At 50.8% G+C, this 18,567-nt stretch carries 18 protein-coding genes; 6 read left to right on the top strand and 12 right to left on the bottom strand.

Annotated elements, in window-relative coordinates; all coding sequences use genetic code 11:
• Positions 1–170: 170 nt before the first annotated feature.
• The gene (locus EA26_RS19560; RefSeq protein WP_039431274.1) at positions 171–1,571 is read left to right on the top strand and encodes an SPFH domain-containing protein; all 1,401 of its coding nucleotides are present in this window, start codon (positions 171–173) and stop codon (positions 1,569–1,571) included.
• Between the two features lie 118 nt (positions 1,572–1,689).
• Here EA26_RS19560 and frdD read toward each other — a convergent pair whose 3' ends face one another.
• Genes frdD through frdA form a run of 4 tightly spaced genes read right to left on the bottom strand, consistent with a single transcriptional unit; the run spans position 1,690 to position 5,040 of the window.
• Positions 1,690–2,067, bottom strand: a complete 378-nt coding sequence (frdD, locus tag EA26_RS19555; protein WP_039431273.1) for a fumarate reductase subunit FrdD — start codon at positions 2,065–2,067, stop codon at positions 1,690–1,692.
• A 12-nt stretch (positions 2,068–2,079) separates the two neighbouring features.
• A complete protein-coding gene (frdC, locus tag EA26_RS19550) occupies positions 2,080–2,463 on the bottom strand; it encodes a fumarate reductase subunit FrdC (RefSeq protein WP_039431270.1) in 384 nt (127 codons plus the stop codon).
• A gap of 1 nt (position 2,464) precedes the next feature.
• Complete coding sequence (locus EA26_RS19545) at positions 2,465–3,223, bottom strand: succinate dehydrogenase/fumarate reductase iron-sulfur subunit (RefSeq protein ID WP_039431267.1); 759 nt, start codon at positions 3,221–3,223, stop codon at positions 2,465–2,467.
• Positions 3,223–5,040, bottom strand: coding sequence for a fumarate reductase (quinol) flavoprotein subunit (gene frdA, locus EA26_RS19540; protein ID WP_039431265.1), 1,818 nt, complete (start codon positions 5,038–5,040; stop codon positions 3,223–3,225). Before frdA ends, EA26_RS19545 begins: the two co-directional genes overlap by 1 nt.
• 407 nt (positions 5,041–5,447) lie before the next feature.
• On the opposite strand from frdA, the gene epmA reads away from it, so the two are divergent.
• The 4 genes from epmA to EA26_RS19520 all read left to right on the top strand — a co-directional run bounded on the left by epmA (position 5,448) and on the right by EA26_RS19520 (position 8,630).
• Positions 5,448–6,419, top strand: a complete 972-nt coding sequence (gene epmA / locus EA26_RS19535; protein ID WP_039431262.1) for an elongation factor P--(R)-beta-lysine ligase — start codon at positions 5,448–5,450, stop codon at positions 6,417–6,419.
• A gap of 9 nt (positions 6,420–6,428) precedes the next feature.
• Positions 6,429–6,800 (top strand): VanZ family protein, encoded by a 372-nt coding sequence (locus tag EA26_RS19530; protein ID WP_039431260.1) that lies wholly within the window; start codon positions 6,429–6,431, stop codon positions 6,798–6,800.
• Positions 6,801–6,899: 99 nt separating this feature from the next.
• Entirely contained in the window at positions 6,900–7,535 is a 636-nt protein-coding gene (locus EA26_RS19525; protein WP_039431258.1) for a TetR/AcrR family transcriptional regulator, read from the top strand.
• Positions 7,536–7,670: 135 nt separating this feature from the next.
• Positions 7,671–8,630, top strand: a complete 960-nt coding sequence (locus EA26_RS19520) for a DHHA1 domain-containing protein (protein ID WP_039431256.1) — start codon at positions 7,671–7,673, stop codon at positions 8,628–8,630.
• A 30-nt stretch (positions 8,631–8,660) separates the two neighbouring features.
• Here EA26_RS19520 and EA26_RS19515 read toward each other — a convergent pair whose 3' ends face one another.
• The 5 genes from EA26_RS19515 to EA26_RS19495 all read right to left on the bottom strand — a co-directional run bounded on the left by EA26_RS19515 (position 8,661) and on the right by EA26_RS19495 (position 13,051).
• The gene (locus EA26_RS19515; RefSeq protein WP_039431254.1) at positions 8,661–9,788 is read right to left on the bottom strand and encodes a murein hydrolase activator EnvC family protein; all 1,128 of its coding nucleotides are present in this window, start codon (positions 9,786–9,788) and stop codon (positions 8,661–8,663) included.
• A 62-nt stretch (positions 9,789–9,850) separates the two neighbouring features.
• Positions 9,851–10,672 (bottom strand): serine O-acetyltransferase, encoded by an 822-nt coding sequence (gene cysE, locus EA26_RS19510; protein ID WP_039431251.1) that lies wholly within the window; start codon positions 10,670–10,672, stop codon positions 9,851–9,853.
• Between the two features lie 38 nt (positions 10,673–10,710).
• Positions 10,711–11,748, bottom strand: a complete 1,038-nt coding sequence (gene gpsA, locus EA26_RS19505; RefSeq protein WP_039431248.1) for an NAD(P)H-dependent glycerol-3-phosphate dehydrogenase — start codon at positions 11,746–11,748, stop codon at positions 10,711–10,713.
• Between the two features lie 220 nt (positions 11,749–11,968).
• Positions 11,969–12,436 carry a protein-export chaperone SecB gene (gene secB, locus EA26_RS19500; RefSeq protein ID WP_039431246.1) on the bottom strand — a complete coding sequence of 156 codons (468 nt, stop codon included), beginning with the start codon at positions 12,434–12,436 and terminating at the stop codon, positions 11,969–11,971.
• A gap of 180 nt (positions 12,437–12,616) precedes the next feature.
• A complete protein-coding gene (locus EA26_RS19495) occupies positions 12,617–13,051 on the bottom strand; it encodes a rhodanese-like domain-containing protein (RefSeq protein WP_039431244.1) in 435 nt (144 codons plus the stop codon).
• Between the two features lie 430 nt (positions 13,052–13,481).
• Here EA26_RS19495 and gpmM point away from each other — a divergent pair, with 430 nt between their 5' ends.
• Complete coding sequence (gene gpmM / locus EA26_RS19490; RefSeq protein WP_039431713.1) at positions 13,482–15,014, top strand: 2,3-bisphosphoglycerate-independent phosphoglycerate mutase; 1,533 nt, start codon at positions 13,482–13,484, stop codon at positions 15,012–15,014.
• A 102-nt stretch (positions 15,015–15,116) separates the two neighbouring features.
• Here the strand turns inward: gpmM and EA26_RS19485 are convergent, their stop codons facing one another.
• The 3 genes from EA26_RS19485 to asd form a co-directional block, all read right to left on the bottom strand.
• Positions 15,117–16,004 carry a DMT family transporter gene (locus EA26_RS19485; protein ID WP_039431241.1) on the bottom strand — a complete coding sequence of 296 codons (888 nt, stop codon included), beginning with the start codon at positions 16,002–16,004 and terminating at the stop codon, positions 15,117–15,119.
• An 81-nt stretch (positions 16,005–16,085) separates the two neighbouring features.
• Entirely contained in the window at positions 16,086–17,501 is a 1,416-nt protein-coding gene (locus EA26_RS19480; protein WP_039431239.1) for an SLC13 family permease, read from the bottom strand.
• A gap of 178 nt (positions 17,502–17,679) precedes the next feature.
• Positions 17,680–18,537, bottom strand: a complete 858-nt coding sequence (gene asd / locus EA26_RS19475) for an archaetidylserine decarboxylase (protein ID WP_039431235.1) — start codon at positions 18,535–18,537, stop codon at positions 17,680–17,682.
• Between the last annotated feature and the right edge of the window lie 30 nt (positions 18,538–18,567).

Genomic DNA, 18,567 nt, shown 5'->3' with positions numbered 1-18,567 from the left:
AAAATAATAACCTCGTCCAATATTCGGAAAAAGTTAATTATTTTTATGAATCTTTCGACTATTTCTACGTGTAAATAATTGTTACATTTGTCCTCGTTGTTGAGTGAGTAAGATAACACTTTGGTTTATTTAGTTTTATCTCATTAAACAACCACAACAGGAGAATTATAATGAACAATCCAAGCATAGGATCCAGTTTGAAAGTAGAAGAGCGCCGCCAGTTGCTGCGTCGTGGCATGAAAGCGGCGGTGTTCGGTCTGCCTCTGTTGGCCGTCACTCTGACTATCAACAGCTCGGTATTGATGACCGATGCCGGATACAGCTACGTTCATCAAAATAACATTACTGGTGAGCTGGATGTATTCACGGAACCAGGCATTCACTTTCGCATGCCTTTTTTGTCGAAGATCACCCAGTACGACCAAGTGATTACGGTGTCATTTGGCAACAACACTGGCGAAGATTTTTACCAGCGGCTCGACCCGGTGCAAGTGCGTTTTGCTGATACCTATATCGGCCAGATCCCGGTGACGTTTCGCTTTAAATTAAGCACCGATCCTGAAGCTTTGATCAAGATGCACCGCGAGTTTCGCAACAACAGTAATTTGATCGATGCGCTGTTGGTTAAAAACGCGCGCAACGTCACGGTGATCACTGCAACCCAGTATACGGGCGAAGAGTTCTTTCAAGGCGGGCTGAACCAGTTCAAGTCAAAATTGGGCGATCAACTGCGTGAAGGGATCTACTTGACTGAGCGTCGTCAGGTGGAAGTGGAGGAGTTGGATCTGGCGCCTGTGGGTGTGGACCAATCCAACGCCAACCAACTACAACGTACCAACCAGTTGGTTTGGAAAACCGTGCCTGTGTTAGACAAGACAGGCCAACCAATTCGTCAGGATAACCCACTGCAGCAGTATGGCATTCAAGTGACTCAGGTGACGATTGGCGATCCGCAGCCGGAAAAACAACTTGATCAGCTATTAGCCGATAAAAAGCGCTTAGTGGCCGATCGCATTCGGGCTATTCAGGAACAAGAAACCTCCAAAGCACAAGCCGAAACGGAGCAGTTGCGCAAAGAGATCCAACGTACTCGCGAAGTGCAAGATGCACAGCGTCAAAAAGAGTTGGCGATTATCTCTCAGCAAAAAGATGTCGAAGTGGCGCGTCAAATTGCAGAACGAGAAATTGTTGAGGTAGAAAAGACCAAGCGTTTGGCCGAAGTTGAAAAAGAGAAAGAGCTGGCAATAGCGGAAGCGAACCTCGCTATTCAAAAGGCCAATGCCTTGTCGGCGGAGTTTGAAGCCAAAGCGATATTGGAAAAAGGGCGTGCAGAAGCGGAAGTGCTAAAAGCCAAATATGCGGCACTGGGAGCAAACCGAGAAGTCTACTTGGCCGAGCTCAATCGCGATGTCGCGAACTCGCTCTACAACAACTTGCAAAACTTCCAAGTGCAGATGCCACAGAACTACATTGGTGGTAGCGATGAAAGTGGTCTGAAAACTAACCTAGATGTCATCACTGGGTTTGGGGCACTCGGCTTGATGGAGCAAACCAAGCAGGTGGTGAAGTAATAAGATCATTGGTGGTCAAAAGCTCTTAAAGGGAGCAGATAGAAAAAAGCTGGCGCGAAATCGCCAGCTTTTTGTTTGGTTAGATTTGTTTGCTTAGATTTGTGTGCTTGGAATAGCCTTACAGCATGAAAATAAATACCACAGCGAGCGCAGAAATGAGGCCAGCAAAGGCGTAGCAGCCAATTTTGCCCACCACACCAGCGTGGATTTTCAAGTCATGCATGCCGTGATGAACACGGTGCATCGCATGCCACATCGGCAGTGCTAAGGTGCCGATGATAAACAGGGCTCCGATAATGCTGGTGGCGAAGCTGACCACGCGTTCGTAACTTAACGCTTGCGCATCGATAATGCCAAGCGGGGCAAGAATACCCAGCACGAGCACCGTTACGGGGGTGATCATGGCAAACCAAGTACCGCCAGCACCAAACAGGCTCCACCAAATTGGCTCATCAGAACGTTTCGGTGCGGTATTTACGGAATAATTGGGTTTCATAGTCAAAGCTCCTTACACCACAACAAGAACGATCAGCGAAATCAAGGCCACGGCGGCCCATTGTGCCAACACGATGATTTTCTTATCCACTAGTTTGCCACCGAGACGGATCGGCATCACCTGCGGCATCATGCTAAAGAAGGTTTGCGCGTGCAGCAAACTGCCCGCCAAAGCGACGATATTGATGGCGACTACCAGCGGGTTGGCCATGAACGCCAGCCAAGTTTGCCATGCCTCTGGTCCCTTCACTAAAGCACCCAAACCAAAAGTAAGGAAGAGAGTGAAAAGGATCAGCGGAAGCACGGTTGCTTCACGCAGCATGTAAAAACGGTAGAAAGGATGACTCTTCCACCAAGTGCGTTTGATTTCGCGAACATAAGGTTTACGGTTACTCATCCTAAGCCTCCACTTTCTTTGGTGTGCCGTCAGGTTTTAGCATGGCGATAACAAAGTCCATCGACGACTCGACTTTGCCTTGGTTAACCGCTGCTGCTGGGTCAACGTGTTTTGGACACACTTCTGAGCAGTAGCCGACAAACGTACAGCCCCACGCGCCGTTTTCACCGTTGATCAACTTCATGCGTTCAGCTTTACCGTTGTCACGGCTGTCCAAGTTGTAGCGGTGAGCCAGCGTCAAGGCCGCAGGGCCGATAAACTCAGGATTGAGGCCGAACTGCGGACATGCCGCGTAGCACAAACCACAGTTGATGCAGCCAGCGAACTGCTTGTATCTCGCCATCTGTTCTGGAGTTTGCAAGTTGGTGCCATCTTCAGGTTTACGATCATTACCGATGATGTAAGGTTTGATCGCTTCAAGACGTTCAATAAACGGCGTCATATCGACAATCAAGTCTTTCTCGATAGGGAAGTTGGCGAGTGGCTCAATCTTCACCCCATCTGGGTAGTCACGTAAAAAGCTCTTACACGCCAGCTTTGGTACGCCGTTGACCATGATGCCGCATGAGCCACAAATTGCCATTCGGCATGACCAGCGGTAGGAAAGGTGTTTATCCAAATGGTCTTTGACATAACCGAGTGCATCAAGCACCGACATAGTGTCATCAAATGGCACTTCAAAGGCTTGAAAGTGCGGCTCTGCGTCGGTTGCTGGGTCGTAGCGCAGAATGTCTACTTTTTGAATGCGATTGGCTGACATTATGCTTGCTCCTCTGCATTTTTCTCGGCGGCTTTGGCGGCTTCTTCAGCGGCGGCTTTCTCTGCCGCTTCGCCATACAGACGCGCTTTCGGCTGAGATTTAGTGATCTTCACATCGCTGTAGCTGATGCTTGGTGCATTGTCAGCTTGGTAGAAGGCCAGTGAGTGTTTCAGGAAGTTCACGTCGTCACGCTCGGTACAACCATCGTCAAGGCGCTGGTGAGCACCGCGCGATTCTTTACGTAAAATCGCAGAGTGAACCATGGCTTCGGCGACTTCTAGGCCGTAACCAACTTCGATGGCGTAGAGAAGATCGGTGTTGAACACCTTGCCTTTGTCTTTGATGCTGATGCGTTTGTAGCGTGCTTTTAGCTCAGTGATTTTGTCGATGGTGGCTTGCATCAAATCTTCTTGACGGTAGATACCACAGCCCGCTTCCATGGTGTGACCCATTTCTGTGCGGATGTCTGCCCAGTTTTCATCGCCTTCTTGGTTCATCAGTGCCGCAATGCGTGCTTCAACCGCTTTGACTTGCTCGGCAATCGACGCTTCGTTCCAGCCTTTGAATTCTGCTGCACGTTTCACTGCGTTTTCCCCGGCGACGCGGCCAAACACCACGAACTCGGCCAGCGAGTTAGAGCCTAGACGGTTGGCGCCGTGTAAGCCAACAGAGGCGCATTCACCGACGGCGAACAGGCCCTTAATTCGGGTTTCACATTCTTTATCGGTCTCGATACCGCCCATGGTGTAGTGTACGGTTGGACGAATGGGGATCGGCTCTTTGGCGGGGTCGACGTTGACGTACGCTTTGGCGAGTTCACAAATAAACGGTAGACGCTCTTGCAGGTACTCTTCACCTAAGTGGCGCAGGTCAAGGTGTACCACATCACCAAGAGGGTGTTTGATGGTGTTGCCTTTTTGCTGCTCGTGCCAGAACGCTTGTGACACTTTATCGCGTGGGCCAAGCTCCATGTATTTGTTCTTCGGCTGGCCAACCGGTGTTTCCGGGCCCATGCCGTAGTCTTGCAGGTAACGATAGCCGTTTTTATTGACGATAATACCGCCTTCACCACGACACCCTTCGGTCATCAGAATGCCCGTGCCAGGCAGGCCAGTTGGGTGGTATTGCACAAACTCCATATCACGCAGCGGCACACCGTGGCGATAAGCCATCGCCATGCCATCACCAGTTACGATACCGCCGTTGGTGTTACAGTGGTAAACGCGACCCGCACCACCCGTCGCCAGTACGACGGATTTGGCTTTGATGGTGACCAGTTCGCCTTCTGACATATGGATAGCAATCAGCCCTTGCACTTCACCTTCATCAACCAGCAGATCGACCACAAAATATTCGTCAAAGCGCTTGATGTTGGAGTACTTCATGGAAGTTTGGAAAAGGGTGTGCAGCATGTGGAAACCCGTTTTGTCAGCCGCAAACCAAGTCCGTTCAACCTTCATGCCGCCGAAGCGACGCACGTTGACTTCCCCGTTTTCTTTTCGGCTCCAAGGACAACCCCATTGCTCCATCTGGATCATTTCTCGGGTTGCATTGGCAACAAAGTATTCAACAACATCCTGTTCACAAAGCCAGTCACCACCGCCAACGGTATCGTTGAAGTGGTTGTCCAGACTATCCTCATCCTTGATAACTGCTGCTGAGCCACCTTCTGCGGCGACCGTATGGGAGCGCATTGGGTAGACCTTAGAAATCAGTGCGACTTCCAGATCTGGGTTTGCTTCAGCCGCTGCAATAGCAGTACGAAGACCAGCGCCGCCAGCGCCGATGACCGCGATATCTGTGATAATGGTTTGCACAGTTATCCTCCAGTGTGTGAGTGCGGGGTAATCCGCTTGTTATTGTGAGCTTGAGAAACTGGGCGGGCCATATTCCCCAAAAGTAGTACGGTTAGTGTAGAAGAGCCGCGCAGGAGAAAAATTGATGTATTTAGGTTTTTGCAGCGGAAATGCAAATATGAGCATAGAATTTACACGTTATGTGATACTTATCACGGCCAAGGGGTTTTGCGGCTCAAGCCTTTGCGGAAAAAGGTGTTAACCGAATGTTGCCGACAATTTTCCTGCTCAATACAGGGGGAAGAACTAGCACGATTTATGTGTTGTACTACGTAAATTTTGCGCTTGTTACCTTACTCGCCAGCGCTTGCAAAGGGGCAAAAAGCTGGTAACTTCCATGCCCTAGCTATCCATATGAGTAACCCAAGATGTCGACTGATTGGCAACCTACTGCTTCTATCCCGCAATTGCGCCAGCGCGCTGCGCTTATCGCGCGCATTCGTCAATTTTTTGCCCAGCGTAATGTGCTGGAAGTGGATACGCCCGCCATGAGTCATGCGACCGTCACGGATGTGCATTTGCACACCTTCCAAACCCAGTTTGTCGGGCCCGGCTATGCGCAAGGGAGCCCACTGTTTCTCATGACTAGCCCCGAATTTCATATGAAACGCCTGCTAGCGGCGGGCAGTGGCTGCATTTATCAACTCGGCAAAGCGTTTCGCAATGAAGAGAATGGTCGTTATCACAATCCAGAATTCACCATGCTCGAATGGTATCGTGTCGGCTTTGACCACCATCAGTTGATGGATGAAATGGACGATTTGCTGCAACTGGTACTGCAATGTGGTGCTGCCGAACGCATGAAGTATCAGCAAGCGTTTTTTACTGTGCTAGGCGTTTGCCCACTGGAAGGAACCATGGCCGAGCTGAAAAGCGTCGCCGCAAGGTTAGGCTTGAATGATATCGCCGAGGCAGAAGAAGATCGCGATACTTTGCTACAGTTGCTGTTTAGCATCGGGGTCGAAGGAAAAATTGGCCAGCAAGTGCCAGCGTTTGTCTACGATTTTCCCGCTTCACAAGCGGCGCTGGCTAAGATCAACCCAAACGATCCGCGTGTGGCGGATCGTTTTGAGGTCTATTTCAAAGGGATCGAGCTGGCGAACGGTTTCCATGAGCTCGACAACGCGCAAGAGCAATTGCGCCGATTTGAGCAAGATAACCGCAAACGTGTTGAGATGGGCTTGGCGGAACAGCCGATTGATTACCATTTGATCGCGGCGTTGCAATCTGGCCTGCCAGAGTGTGCTGGCGTGGCGCTCGGGGTTGATCGTTTGATCATGCTGGCGCTGGGGTGCGATCACATCGATCAAGTGACCGCTTTTCCTTTTCCGATTGCTTGAGTGTGCCAGATGCTAAAAAAATGCGCGTTACTTTTGCTGTATGCTGCGGTTATTGCCGTATTGTCATTGCGTCCATCCAGCAGTTGGCAACAATGGGGTGGCTTGGCTCATCTCGATAAATTGCAGCATATGGCGGCGTATTGCTGCTTCTCGCTTTTGGCTGCTTATCTGATTCGCTCTTGGCGACGCCGCTGCCTCGCGGCGGCAGGCATTCTGCTCTTCAGTGCAGGGATAGAGGTGGTTCAAGGCTTGGTTGGTCGTGAGTCTTCCTGGTTGGATCTGTTGGCCAATCTGTGCGGAATTATACTAGGCTTACTAACGTATAAGCTCTACCTCGTTTGTCGATATCGTACGGTGAAATCGATATACTCAAGCGGCTAGGACGTTGATCTCTTTCCGCGCCGCACGTGTCAGTTCGGTATGAAAGGTGGATGCGCCAACGCCGACTTATCTTTCTAGGAAAGGGATTACAACATAATAATGAAAACACGTGAGAAGATCGTTTACGGAGCCTTGGAACTCTTTAACCGCCATGGGGAAAGGAGTATCACCACCAATCACATTGCTGAGCATGTTGAAATTAGCCCAGGCAACCTTTATTACCACTTTCGCAATAAACAAGAAATTGTGCGCGAAATTTTCACTCTCTACGCGCAGGAGCTACTTGAGCGATTCGCGCCAGTGCAAGGGCAGCAAGAGAGCCTGACCCTGTTGAAGCACTATTTGGACTCCATTTTCACCTTGATGTGGAAATACCGTTTCTTTTACGCCAATTTGCCAGAAATTCTCTCCCGTGATGAGCAGTTGCACGAGCAGTACATTCAAGTGCAGGAGAAGCTCCAAGCTAACTTGGTGGCGATCATGCAAGAGTTTGTTGAACTTGAGCTACTCAGTTTAGAGAAAACGGAATTGACCTCATTGGTGAGAACGCTGCATCTGATTGCCAGCAGTTGGCTGGCGTATCAGTCCGCGATGTCGCTGAAAGTGGCGATCACAGAACAAGTTGTCCGCCAAGGGATGTTGCAGATGTTGGCCGTGGTCAAACCCGTTGCCACCGAACAAGGCATGGAACAGTTGCTGCTGCTTGAAGATGGGATTCGCGCTCTGCACGTTTAGTTTTCACAAGTTCTGTACAAGACGTAGTGCTGATATGACCATAGGCTATGACTCATGGCTTTATGGTCTTTGACTTTTATATTGCCGACGTAACAATACGCCAGAGAATCAATTGGATAGGGATGTTATTGACGGATGAACTACGACATTTTTAACGGCGATGCTGATGGCATTATTGCTCTGCTGCAATGGCGCTTCGCCCATCCCACAGCGTCGACGCTGATTACCGGGGTTAAACGCGATATCCAGTTGCTCGAACAAGTGACGGCGAAAGCAGGCGACACGCTGACGGTGCTCGATATCTCGATGGAGAAAAACCGTCTTGGTCTCGAACGTGCTCTGGCGAGTGGCGCTGAGGTTTTTTACGCCGACCATCATCAGTCTGGCCAAATTCCTCAGCACGCTTTGTTACACGCGCACATCGATCTTGATGCAGATACTTGTACCGCGCTGATTATTGACCGTCTGCTTGCTGGGCGCTTTCATCATTGGGCCATCACTGCCGCTTATGGCGACAATTTGATTGCCAAAGCCAATGCTTTGGCAGAACAAGCTGGGCTTAGCCCGACCCAACAAGCGCAGCTGCGAGAACTCGGCACCTTAATCAACTACAACGGTTACGGTGAGCAGATTGACGATCTGCATTTTCATCCCGCCCACCTTTACCAACATCTCAGCCGCTACGCCTCACCGTTTGATGTGTTGGCGGATATGAACTCCGCCTTTTATCAGTTGCAAAGCGCGTATCAGCAAGACATGGCTGCGGCACAAGCGATCGAGCCGCTCTATTGTTGCGGTCGAGTGTCGGTGACCTTATTGCCAGACTGTGCGTGGTCGCGTCGCATCAGCGGTGTGTATGGTAACTGGCTCGCCAATCAAGAGCCCAGCCGCGCGCATGCTGTGCTCACGCACAATCAGGGTGACTCGTACACCGTATCGCTGCGTGCGCCACTTAACAATAAACAAGGGGCGGGGGAGATTTGTGCTCAGTTCGCCACCGGTGGAGGACGAGCGGCGGCGGCAGGAATTAATGCCTTGGATAAAAATCAGGTAGAGCGCTTAATCGAACTGCTGCAAGCGTATTACGACAGATAAAACGGGTAGGATGCTGAGGTGCGACAGCGATTAGCGCACCATCCAGTGTTTCGGGTTTTGTGCCTCACTGTTGCGGCGGATCTCGAAATAGAGCGAAGGACGATTTTGCCCGCCCGTGTCTCCGGCCAGTGCGATCACTTCGCCAGCGGTCACCTTGTCTCCCTCTTTTTTCAGCAGGGCTTGGTTGTAGCCGTACAGCGTCATGTCACCTTTGCCGTGATCAAGCAGCACCACCAAACCGTAGCCGCGTAAGTACTCTGCAAATACCACGGTTCCCGGGTAAACGGCTTTGACCTGCTGCCCATAAGTGGCCGAAAGTACCACACCTTTCCAGTTGATCTGCCCGGTTTGGCGGGTGCCGAAACTATGCAGCACGCTCCCTTTGAGCGGCCAAGGCAGCTTGCCTTTTTGCCGTTCAAGGCCGTCCATAGGAATGGCGTTGCGTTTGGCCGCTTTGGCAATTTCCGCTTTCAGGCGTGTTTCGTTTCGTTGTAGCTCTGCCAGATAGTTTTTGTCATCCGCAATGCTTTGCCGGATGCTACCAAGCGTTTTCTTGCGCTGTGACTGGGTTTTCGCCAGTTGATCGCGTTTCGCTGATTGCTGTTTGAGCAGTGCTTCGATTTGCCCTTGTTCTAGCAATTTTTGCTGTTTACTGTGCTCTAATTCAGCGCTGGTGGTTTCCAACTGCGAGATAGTTTCGCTGCGCGCTTTGGCAAGGTATTGAAAATATTGACTGATGCGATCTTCCTCCACTCCTTGGTTAAGGAGTGAAACGGACGACTTGGCACGTTGCGTCACGTAGTAGGTTTGCAGCAGCTCCGCTAAACGTTCGGTTTGGCGCTTTTTTTGCGTCTCCAACTCATCGATACGTTCTTCCAATTTCCCAATGTTAGCGCGCGAGGTGGCGAGCGCCTGACGCGATTGGGCGATCTCTTTCTCCAGTTGGTTAATGCCCAGCTCTTGCTCTTTCAGTGACTTTTGTAAATCGTCCAACTGTTTTTCTTGGGTTGAAAGCGATTTCTGCTGGCGTGAGATCTCGCCTTTGACGCCTTGCAATTCGGAATCGGAGGCCGCCAGAGAAACTGTACTGGGAGAAAATAGAAGAACGCCGAGGGAAATCAGCAAGGAGCTTGAAAGAGTTGATTTCTGTTTTACCACGTACGTTCTTTCCTGAGTTGGAAGGGGTTAAAAAGCCGCGCCAATCGCCCTATCGGCGTGCATCAGATGCCGTCACCATCGATGAAGTTTTGCGTTTTGCCGTTAAAACCTTGGTCCATATCGAATGACGGTTTGTCGGTTCTGGGGCGACCAACGATACGCGCTGGCACACCGGCTACGGTGGTGTGCGGTGGAACGGGTTGCAACACCACGGAACAAGAGCCGATTTTCGCCCCTTCGCCGACTTCGATATTACCGAGAATTTTGGCTCCAGCGCCAATCATTACGCCTTCGCGAATTTTCGGGTGACGATCGCCGCACTCTTTGCCTGTACCGCCAAGCGTCACATCTTGCAGGATGGAAACGTCGTCTTCGACCACCGCCGTTTCACCAATGACGATTCCCGTTGCGTGGTCAAGCATAATGCCTTTACCGATGCGCGCCGCAGGATGGATGTCGACCTGGCAGGCGACTGAAATTTGGTTTTGTAAGTAAGTGGCAAGGGCAAAGCGGCCCTGCTTCCAAAGCCAGTTGGCCACACGGTAGCCTTGCAGCGCGTGATACCCTTTGAGATACAGCAGCGGAATGGAATACATCGAGACGGCCGGGTCGCGGTTGACTGTCGCGCAGATGTCACACGCCGCCGAATCGGTAATGTTGGGATCGGCGGCAAAAGCCTCTTCTACCACTTCACGTACGGCCATTGCTGGCATGGAAGCGGTGTTGAGTTTGTTGGCCAGAATATAGCTCAGGGCCGCGCCCAGACTGTCGTGTTTAATGATGGTCGCGTGGTAAAAGCTGGCCAGCATTGGCTCTTGCTCGGACAATTGACGCGCTTCTCTGACAATCCCCTGCCAGACGTTTTTTTTCTCACAGTGTTTCATTGGGCCTTCTTTGCACAAACCACTTGCGCTTTTCCTGATTATTTTCCTTCGGATTTCTTGTCGCGCGCCAATAAGTCTTGAGCGGCCAGACGCGCATCCTTTCCTTGATACAATACTTGATAGATCTGGTCAACAATCGGCATCTCTACGCCCATGCGTTGTGCCAGCATCCACACTTCCTTGGTGTTGCGATAGCCTTCGACCACTTGGCCGATCTCTTGTTGTGCGGTATCGACATCTTTGCCTTGGCCCAAGGCCAAACCAAAGCGGCGGTTACGCGATTGGTTGTCGGTACAGGTCAAGACTAGATCGCCCAATCCGGCCATGCCCATAAAGGTTTCTGGTTGAGCGCCAAGCGCGGCGCCGAGGCGACACATTTCCGCCAAGCCACGAGTGATCAAGGCTGTGCGCGCATTGGCACCAAAGCCAATGCCATCCGACATCCCCGCGCCAATGGCAATGACGTTTTTAACTGCGCCGCCAAGTTGCATGCCAGTGAAATCACTGTTGGCGTAAACGCGGAAGGTTTTGCTGCAATGGATCTTTTCTTGCAGGTCGGCAACAAATTGTGCGTCAGGTGACGCCACGGAAATGGCGGTCGGCATGCCTGCGGCAAGCTCTTTAGCAAAGGTTGGCCCTGACAGTACCGCCAAAGAGTAGTTCTCTCCCAGCGCATCAAACGCCACATCTTTCAGCAGTCGACCTGTCTCTGGCTCCAAACCTTTGGTTGCCCAGCAGATGCGTGAATCGGCACGCAGATAAGGCTGGAGGCTGTTGAGCACTTGACCAAACACGTGGCTTGGCACCACGACCAAAAGATCGCGGCTCGCTTGCACCGCTTTTTGCAGATCCGATTCCACGATCAGGCTCGGTGGAAACTCGATACCTGGAAGAAAAGCACGGTTTTCGCGATCGGCTTCCAGAGTCGCCATGTGCTCAGGATCGTGTCCCCAAAGGATCACATTTGCTCCGTTACGGGAAAGTGAGATCGCCAAAGAGGTTCCGTAGGAGCCTGCGCCAATCACCGTCATGGAAATCGCTTTGTTGTACGCGTTAGTCACCTGAGATTGTGTCATGCTGTAGCCTGATGGTTGGTTGGAGAAAGATGGAGCGAGTATAACGTGAAACGTTACCGCTCTGGATAAATTACTTTACCCTCAAAGAGCGTTGTCACGCCTTTGTGTGTGGTATTGCCACATACCATTGCGGGTGAAACAAAAAATGCACATAACATCGGTGTGAGATGCGCTGTGCATTTTAGTCAATCTGATCGGGAAAAGTCACAAAACGACGGACTTATTCCTCAGTGGCACCTTGTTGGGCCGCTTGCTGTTGCAGGTAGTTCATAAACAGAGCATCGAAGTTAACGGGTGCTAGGTTTAGTTGTGGGAACGTCCCTTTAACCACTAGGCTTGAGATGGTCTCACGCGCGTATGGGAAGAGAATGTTCGGGCAGAATGCGCCTAGGCAATGAGCTAACTGACCAGCTTCCATTTTCTCTGCGGTGAAAATACCGCCTTGTTGCACTTCACATAGGAATGCCGTTTCTTCAGCGTTTTTCACTGTCACAGTCAGACGCAGAACCACTTCATAAACGCCTTCGCCTAGCTCTCGGCTTTGCGTGTCGAGATCCAGTTTCACGTCTGGGTTCCAATCTTTTTGGAACATCATCGGTGAATTAGGTGCTTCAAAAGAAACGTCTTTTAGGAAGATACGTTGAATTGCAAACTGTTGTTGGTTGTCTTGCGGTGCTGCTTCAGCCATTTTTAAATCCTTCAATAATCGTAAATTCAGGCGTGTCAGTCTATGCCTTGAATGTGTCTGCCTTGAGACTAACCGAGCCACACAATGATGACTAGATGAAGCCTTGATTCCGTGCCAAACATCACATCTTTCTTAGCTGACTGCGCTGATTTTAGTCAGTCAGCCAAGATTGGATGGTGATTAACGCTTGCTGCGTACCAGTGGCAGGTTAGCTTCACTCCAGGCAATCAAACCATTTCTGAGTAGGTTTACATTCTCAAAACCAGCTTTAGCCAGTAGGTTTGCACTTTCTTGGGCGGTTTGACCCGTCTTGCATACAACGATGATTGGGTCTGATTTGTGGTTTTCAAGACCAGCAAAATTACCCGCCTTGATTTCTGATGGCAAAATGTGAACTGCGTCGGTGATATGACCTTTTTTGAACTCGTCTTTAGTGCGGATATCGACGACTACGCCATTTTGTCGGTTGATCAGTGTGGTCATATCGTTCACACCGATCACTTTGTAAGCCGCGGTGGCAGATTTGACAAAGCTCATGATCAGAGCGATAAAAATACCTACCCACGCCAGCGACATAATCATGTTCTGCTGAAAAAACTCGATGTACTCTTGCATGTTCCTAGTTCTCGAACCATAAATCTAACAATAAAAGTGGCAAAGAGTATAACGAGGTTCCGCTTGACTGGCGAGTCAGTTAATACTTTCTCACCAATAATTGGGATCTCTTCTAGCGGAATGGTTGCAAAAATACACCCGCTAAAGCTATTAGACCGATTGGTAATATCCACTTTTAAAATCGTGTTAGGTGGTGAATTATAGTGGTATTGGCGCCTGACAAATCGGCAGAAACTGGCGCTTAGGGGTAAGTTGCAAAGATATCGCCATTGACAATGTAATATTGCAACAGGAAATCACCAACATAATTTGATCTTATCCTACAGTTTCGCTTAAAAAGTGTAGTAAAATTACGCTAGTTTTGTTTCAAGGCATGCTAGGGCTTGGAGCCCTGCGCCGAAAGTTACTGAAATTTGACGAGGTCATCACTATGTCTGCTAAGAAGCCTTTGGCTCTGGTTATTCTTGACGGTTACGGTTACCGTGAAGACACTGCAAACAACGCTATTGCAAACGCAAAAACACCGGTTATGGACGCGCTGATCGCGAACAATCCGAACACTCTTATCTCTGCTTCTGGTATGGATGTAGGCCTGCCTGACGGTCAAATGGGTAACTCAGAAGTGGGCCACACGAATATCGGCGCAGGTCGCGTGGTTTACCAAGATCTGACTCGTATCACCAAATCTATCCTAGATGGTGAATTCCAACAGACGCCAGCATTAGTTGAAGCGGTTGACGCTGCGGTGAACGCGGGCAAAGCGGTTCACATCATGGGTTTGATGTCTCCTGGTGGCGTTCACTCACACGAAGATCACATCTACGCAGCTGTAGAAATGGCGGCTGAGCGTGGCGCTGAGAAAATCTACCTGCACTGCTTCCTAGATGGTCGTGACACACCACCTCGCAGCGCAGAAGGCTCTCTAAAACGATTCCAAGATCTGTTTGCCAAGTTAGGTAAAGGCCGAGTGGCGTCTCTGGTTGGACGTTACTACGCAATGGACCGTGACAACAACTGGGACCGCGTACAAGTGGCGTACGATTTGCTGACGCAAGCGAAAGCTGAGTTCACGGTGGATTCTGCGGTTGCAGGCCTTGAAGCGGCATACGCACGTGGCGAGAACGATGAGTTCGTTAAAGCGACGGAAATCAAAGCCGAAGGCCAAGAAACAGCGGCGATGCAAGATGGTGACGCGGTGATCTTCATGAACTACCGTGCTGACCGTGCTCGTCAAATTACGCGCACGTTCGTGACGGATTTTGCTGGCTTTGAACGTGCTGTATTCCCAGCGGTTAACTTCGTGATGTTGACGCAATACGCGGCAGACATTCCACTAGCGACGGCGTTCCCGCCAGCCTCTTTGGAAAACACTTACGGTGAGTGGCTATCTAAACTGGGTCAAACTCAGCTACGTATCTCTGAAACGGAGAAATACGCACACGTGACGTTCTTCTTCAATGGTGGCGTAGAAAACGAGTTTGCCGGTGAAGAGCGTCAGCTCGTGGCTTCGCCGAAAGTGGCGACCTACGATCTGCAACCAGAGATGAGCTCACCAGAGCTGACCGAAAAACTGGTTGCCGCCATCAAGTCTGGCAAATACGACACCATCATCTGTAACTATCCAAACGCAGACATGGTTGGCCATACTGGCGTCTACGAAGCGGCTGAAAAAGCGATTGAAGCACTGGATGAAAGCGTAGGTAAAGTGGTTGCTGCAATCAAAGAAGTGGGTGGTCAACTGCTGATTACCGCAGACCACGGTAACGCTGAAATGATGGTGGACCCAGAAACGGGTGGTATCCACACCGCGCACACTAACCTGCCTGTACCACTTATCTACGTGGGTGACAAAGCGGTGGAGTTCAAGGAAGGCGGTAAGCTGTCTGATCTTGCGCCGACCATGTTGTCTCTAGCGGGCCTTGAAATTCCAGCAGAAATGTCGGGCCAAGTGCTAGTGAAGTAACCCCAAGCAGTGTGATAGAAAGCCTGGATCGAATCCAGGCTTTTTTGTATCTGTGTATTGTGATGAGTGGTTTTTGTCGGCGAGGCTCAGCCCAGCAGAGAGTCATTGAACCAAAATTCCAGTGCCAGTCACGGCGATGATCGCACCAAGCCAAGCATAACGGTTTGGACGCTGCTTGGTGTAGATCCACAAGATCGGCAACAACATGATTGGTGTGGTTGAAGAGAGTAGGGCAACCATACCCACGTTGCCTTCTCGCAAGGCATATAGGATCAGCGTCATACCGACCGCCATGGCGAGAAAGCCATTGATTGCCGTGATGTAGAAAATCTGCCAAGTCATATTTTGCGTTGGCCGCGCGATTTTTGCGCCACTAAAACGCAGCGCAGTGTGAGCGATGAAGGCGCTGATCATTCGAATTGCGGAGGCGGCAACGGGGTCGATGGCCGTTTGCATCACAGGTTTGGCGATAATACCGCCGAGTGCCTGACACAACGCCGCCGTTAAACCCAAGCCCACACCAATCCACACACTGCCTTTGATCGTTTCTAAACTGTGTTGACGGCTGCCGCGCCGGCCAAAGAATATCGCCAGCACCACACCGGAAAAGACTAAGCTTGAGCCGATCAACTCCATCGTGGAGAGGGTTTCGCTAAACAGAAAATAGCCCAAGATGGTAGAGAACACCGCGTGGCAAGAAAAAAGTAGCCCAGCTTGGCGCGGCCCCATGCGGTTGAGGCAAGCAAACAGCGCCGTGTCGCCGATAAAAATTCCAATCAGCCCTGAGAGCATCATGGGCACTAGATGTTCTTGGCCGACACTCGCCCAGCCACCGGTGAACCAAGCCATGCTGGAGAGGATGACGGCGGTGCAGCCCATTCTCCAGCGACTGTAGGCAAACGAGCCTAAGTGCTGTGCAGGCGTGACAGAAAGTAAACTGGCGACAGCCCAAAGCAGAGCCGCCGCCAGAGCAAGCCATTCAAATCCCATAGAAAGGTGATCTCGTAAACGAAAAGATCACCAATATGCCTTAACTTCACTAAGGAGCAAAGAGGCGCGCAGAAGAATTTGTTACCCCAAAATCAGCACCGCCCCATAAACGATGGCGAGACCAATCACACCGACTAACAGCCCCACTTTGGCCATGTCTTTGCTTTCGATCAGGCCCGTTGAATAAGCCAGAGAATTGGGCGGCGTAGAGACAGGCAAAATCATCCCGAGTGACGCTGAAAAAGCCACTACCACCAGTAAACCTTGCAAACCGCCTACTGCGGAGAGGGTGCTCATTGAGGTGCCAATCGCCGCCGCTATCGGCATGAGCAAGTTGGCGGTGGCGGTATTGGACATGAAGTTTGCCATCAACCAACATACCAACGACAGCGCGACGACAATCGCAAAGGGCGAAAGGGATTGATAGTCAATGGCATGCGCCAGCGCTTTTGCCAGTCCTGTCTTATCCAAGCCGATGCCGATGGCGATCCCCCCGGCGACCAGCCAGAGTACATCCCAGTTGATCAGCTTGAGCTCTTCTTTGCCCATAATGCCAGTTAAGGTGAAGACGGCGAGAGGAATGATCGCCACGACATAGGTGTTCATGCCGTGCACTTGCGTGGTCATCCACAGCACTATGGTTAGCGCAAAAGTGATGTAAACCACTATCGCGCGCCAACTGCGTTTAAATTTGCCATCCAACTTAAGCGTCATGGTTGCTTCGTTGGACGGAAAAAGTTTTTGCAGCAAAAACCAAGCAATGGTCAGTTGCACCAACACAAAAGGCAGGCCCATCGACATCCAACTGAGAAAATCGATGCTGTTGGCACCTGTCAGATACTGTAAGGCGATAGCGTTGGGCGGCGTACCTATAGGGGTTGCAATACCGCCGGTGTTCGCCGCAATCGGAATACAGAGCACGAGCGCCTTGATGCCTAAGTCCCCTTTGGGCGCAGAGGCGACAATTGGCCCAAGCAGCGCCAACATCATCACGGTGGTGGCGGTATTGGACATAAACATAGAAAAAACCGCGGTGATCAGCATCAGGCCCAGCATAATAAATTTGGGTTGGTGGCCAAAGGGTTTGAGCAACACGCGTGCAAGGTTGTTGTCCAGTTCGTACTTGGAGGCGGCGATCGCGAGAGCAAAGCCCCCCATAAACAAGATGATGATCGGCGACGAGAAGGCAGAAAAAATATCGGTATAGGCGATGAGATTACCTAGCTCATGCCCTTCGGGCGGGCGACGGAAAAAGTGCAAGCCTTTGTTGGATATCATGATCAGTTCAAGCGCGATGATCAAAATAGAAGTCGCAAACACCGGGACGGGTTCGAGTACCCAAAGCAGCGCTGCGAGCAGGAAAATCGCCAGCAAACGGTGTTGTATCAGCGTGAGATTGTCGATTGGAATCGCATCAATCGGCATCCACAAGACGCCAATTGGTATGGCAAAACAGATCAGCAGCTTCCATACCACGTCAGAAGTCAGTTTTGGCATGCATCGCACCTTAGCAATTTACAGTGGCATCAGGTTAAACGATTGTGAATGTTGCGTCTTAGAGGCGGGTTGAAGTTTCTGAACTTGCGCTGTTTTTCCATCGATGGTTTGTTTTTTGTCAAAAAACAAAAAGCCCTTGCAGGGTGCAAGGGCTGATTGGTCAGTCGCTGTTTAGCGCTTACTGCTTGTGCGCATAAGGTGTGCCGAGCAGTGTCGGAGCGCCGTTCTGCATTGAGTCATCGAAGCGGATCGCGTCTTTGGCAAACAGGTTGATAACGGTTGAACCCAGTTTAAAGCGGCCCATCTCGTCCCCTTTCTTCAGAACCACCGCGTTGTGTCCTTGAGCGGGGTAATCCCATTTGTGGACTGTGTTGCCACGTGGTGGGGTAATCGTCCCTGCCCAGACTTGCTCGATACTGCCGACAATCGTAGCGCCGACCAACACTTGAGCCATTGGGCCGAAAGCGGTATCGAAAATGCACACCACACGCTCGTTGCGTGCGAACAGGTTCGGAACGTTTTCAGCCGTTAGCGGGTTTACCGAGAAGAGATCGCCAGGAACGTAAATCATCTGACGCAAGGTGCCATCACAAGGCATATGCACGCGGTGATAGTCACGTGGTGAAAGATACAGAGTGGCGAAAGTGCCGTCTTTGAATTCTTCTGCCAGCGCCGCATCGCCGCCAAGCAGCTCTTGCGCCGAAAAATCATGGCCTTTGGCTTGGATTAGACGACCATCGGTGATCGGGCCAAACTGGCTAACACAAGCGTCAGCCGGATGAGTGATGACCTCATCACCTTGAGCGATGGGGCGCGCGCCATCTTTTAATTCGCGGACAAAGAATTCATTGAAGGTTTTGTAGTGAGCAGGATCGGCGTGTTTCGCTTCTGCCATATTCACATTGTATTGCTTGATGAACCAGCGAATGATCGCTGTGGTTAGACCGCCAGCTTTGGCTGAGGCCAGTTTACCCACTAAGCGAGTTAGGCCATGTTGTGGAATCCAGTACTGCAGTCCAACTTTAATCTTATCCATTGTAAATACCGATAATGTTTGTGTGATTCT

It is taken from the genome of Vibrio navarrensis, from assembly GCF_000764325.1.
Lineage (GTDB): Bacteria > Pseudomonadota > Gammaproteobacteria > Enterobacterales > Vibrionaceae > Vibrio > Vibrio navarrensis.
Note: the sequence above shows the minus strand (reverse complement) of the source record. Positions and strands in the feature narration are given on the sequence as shown.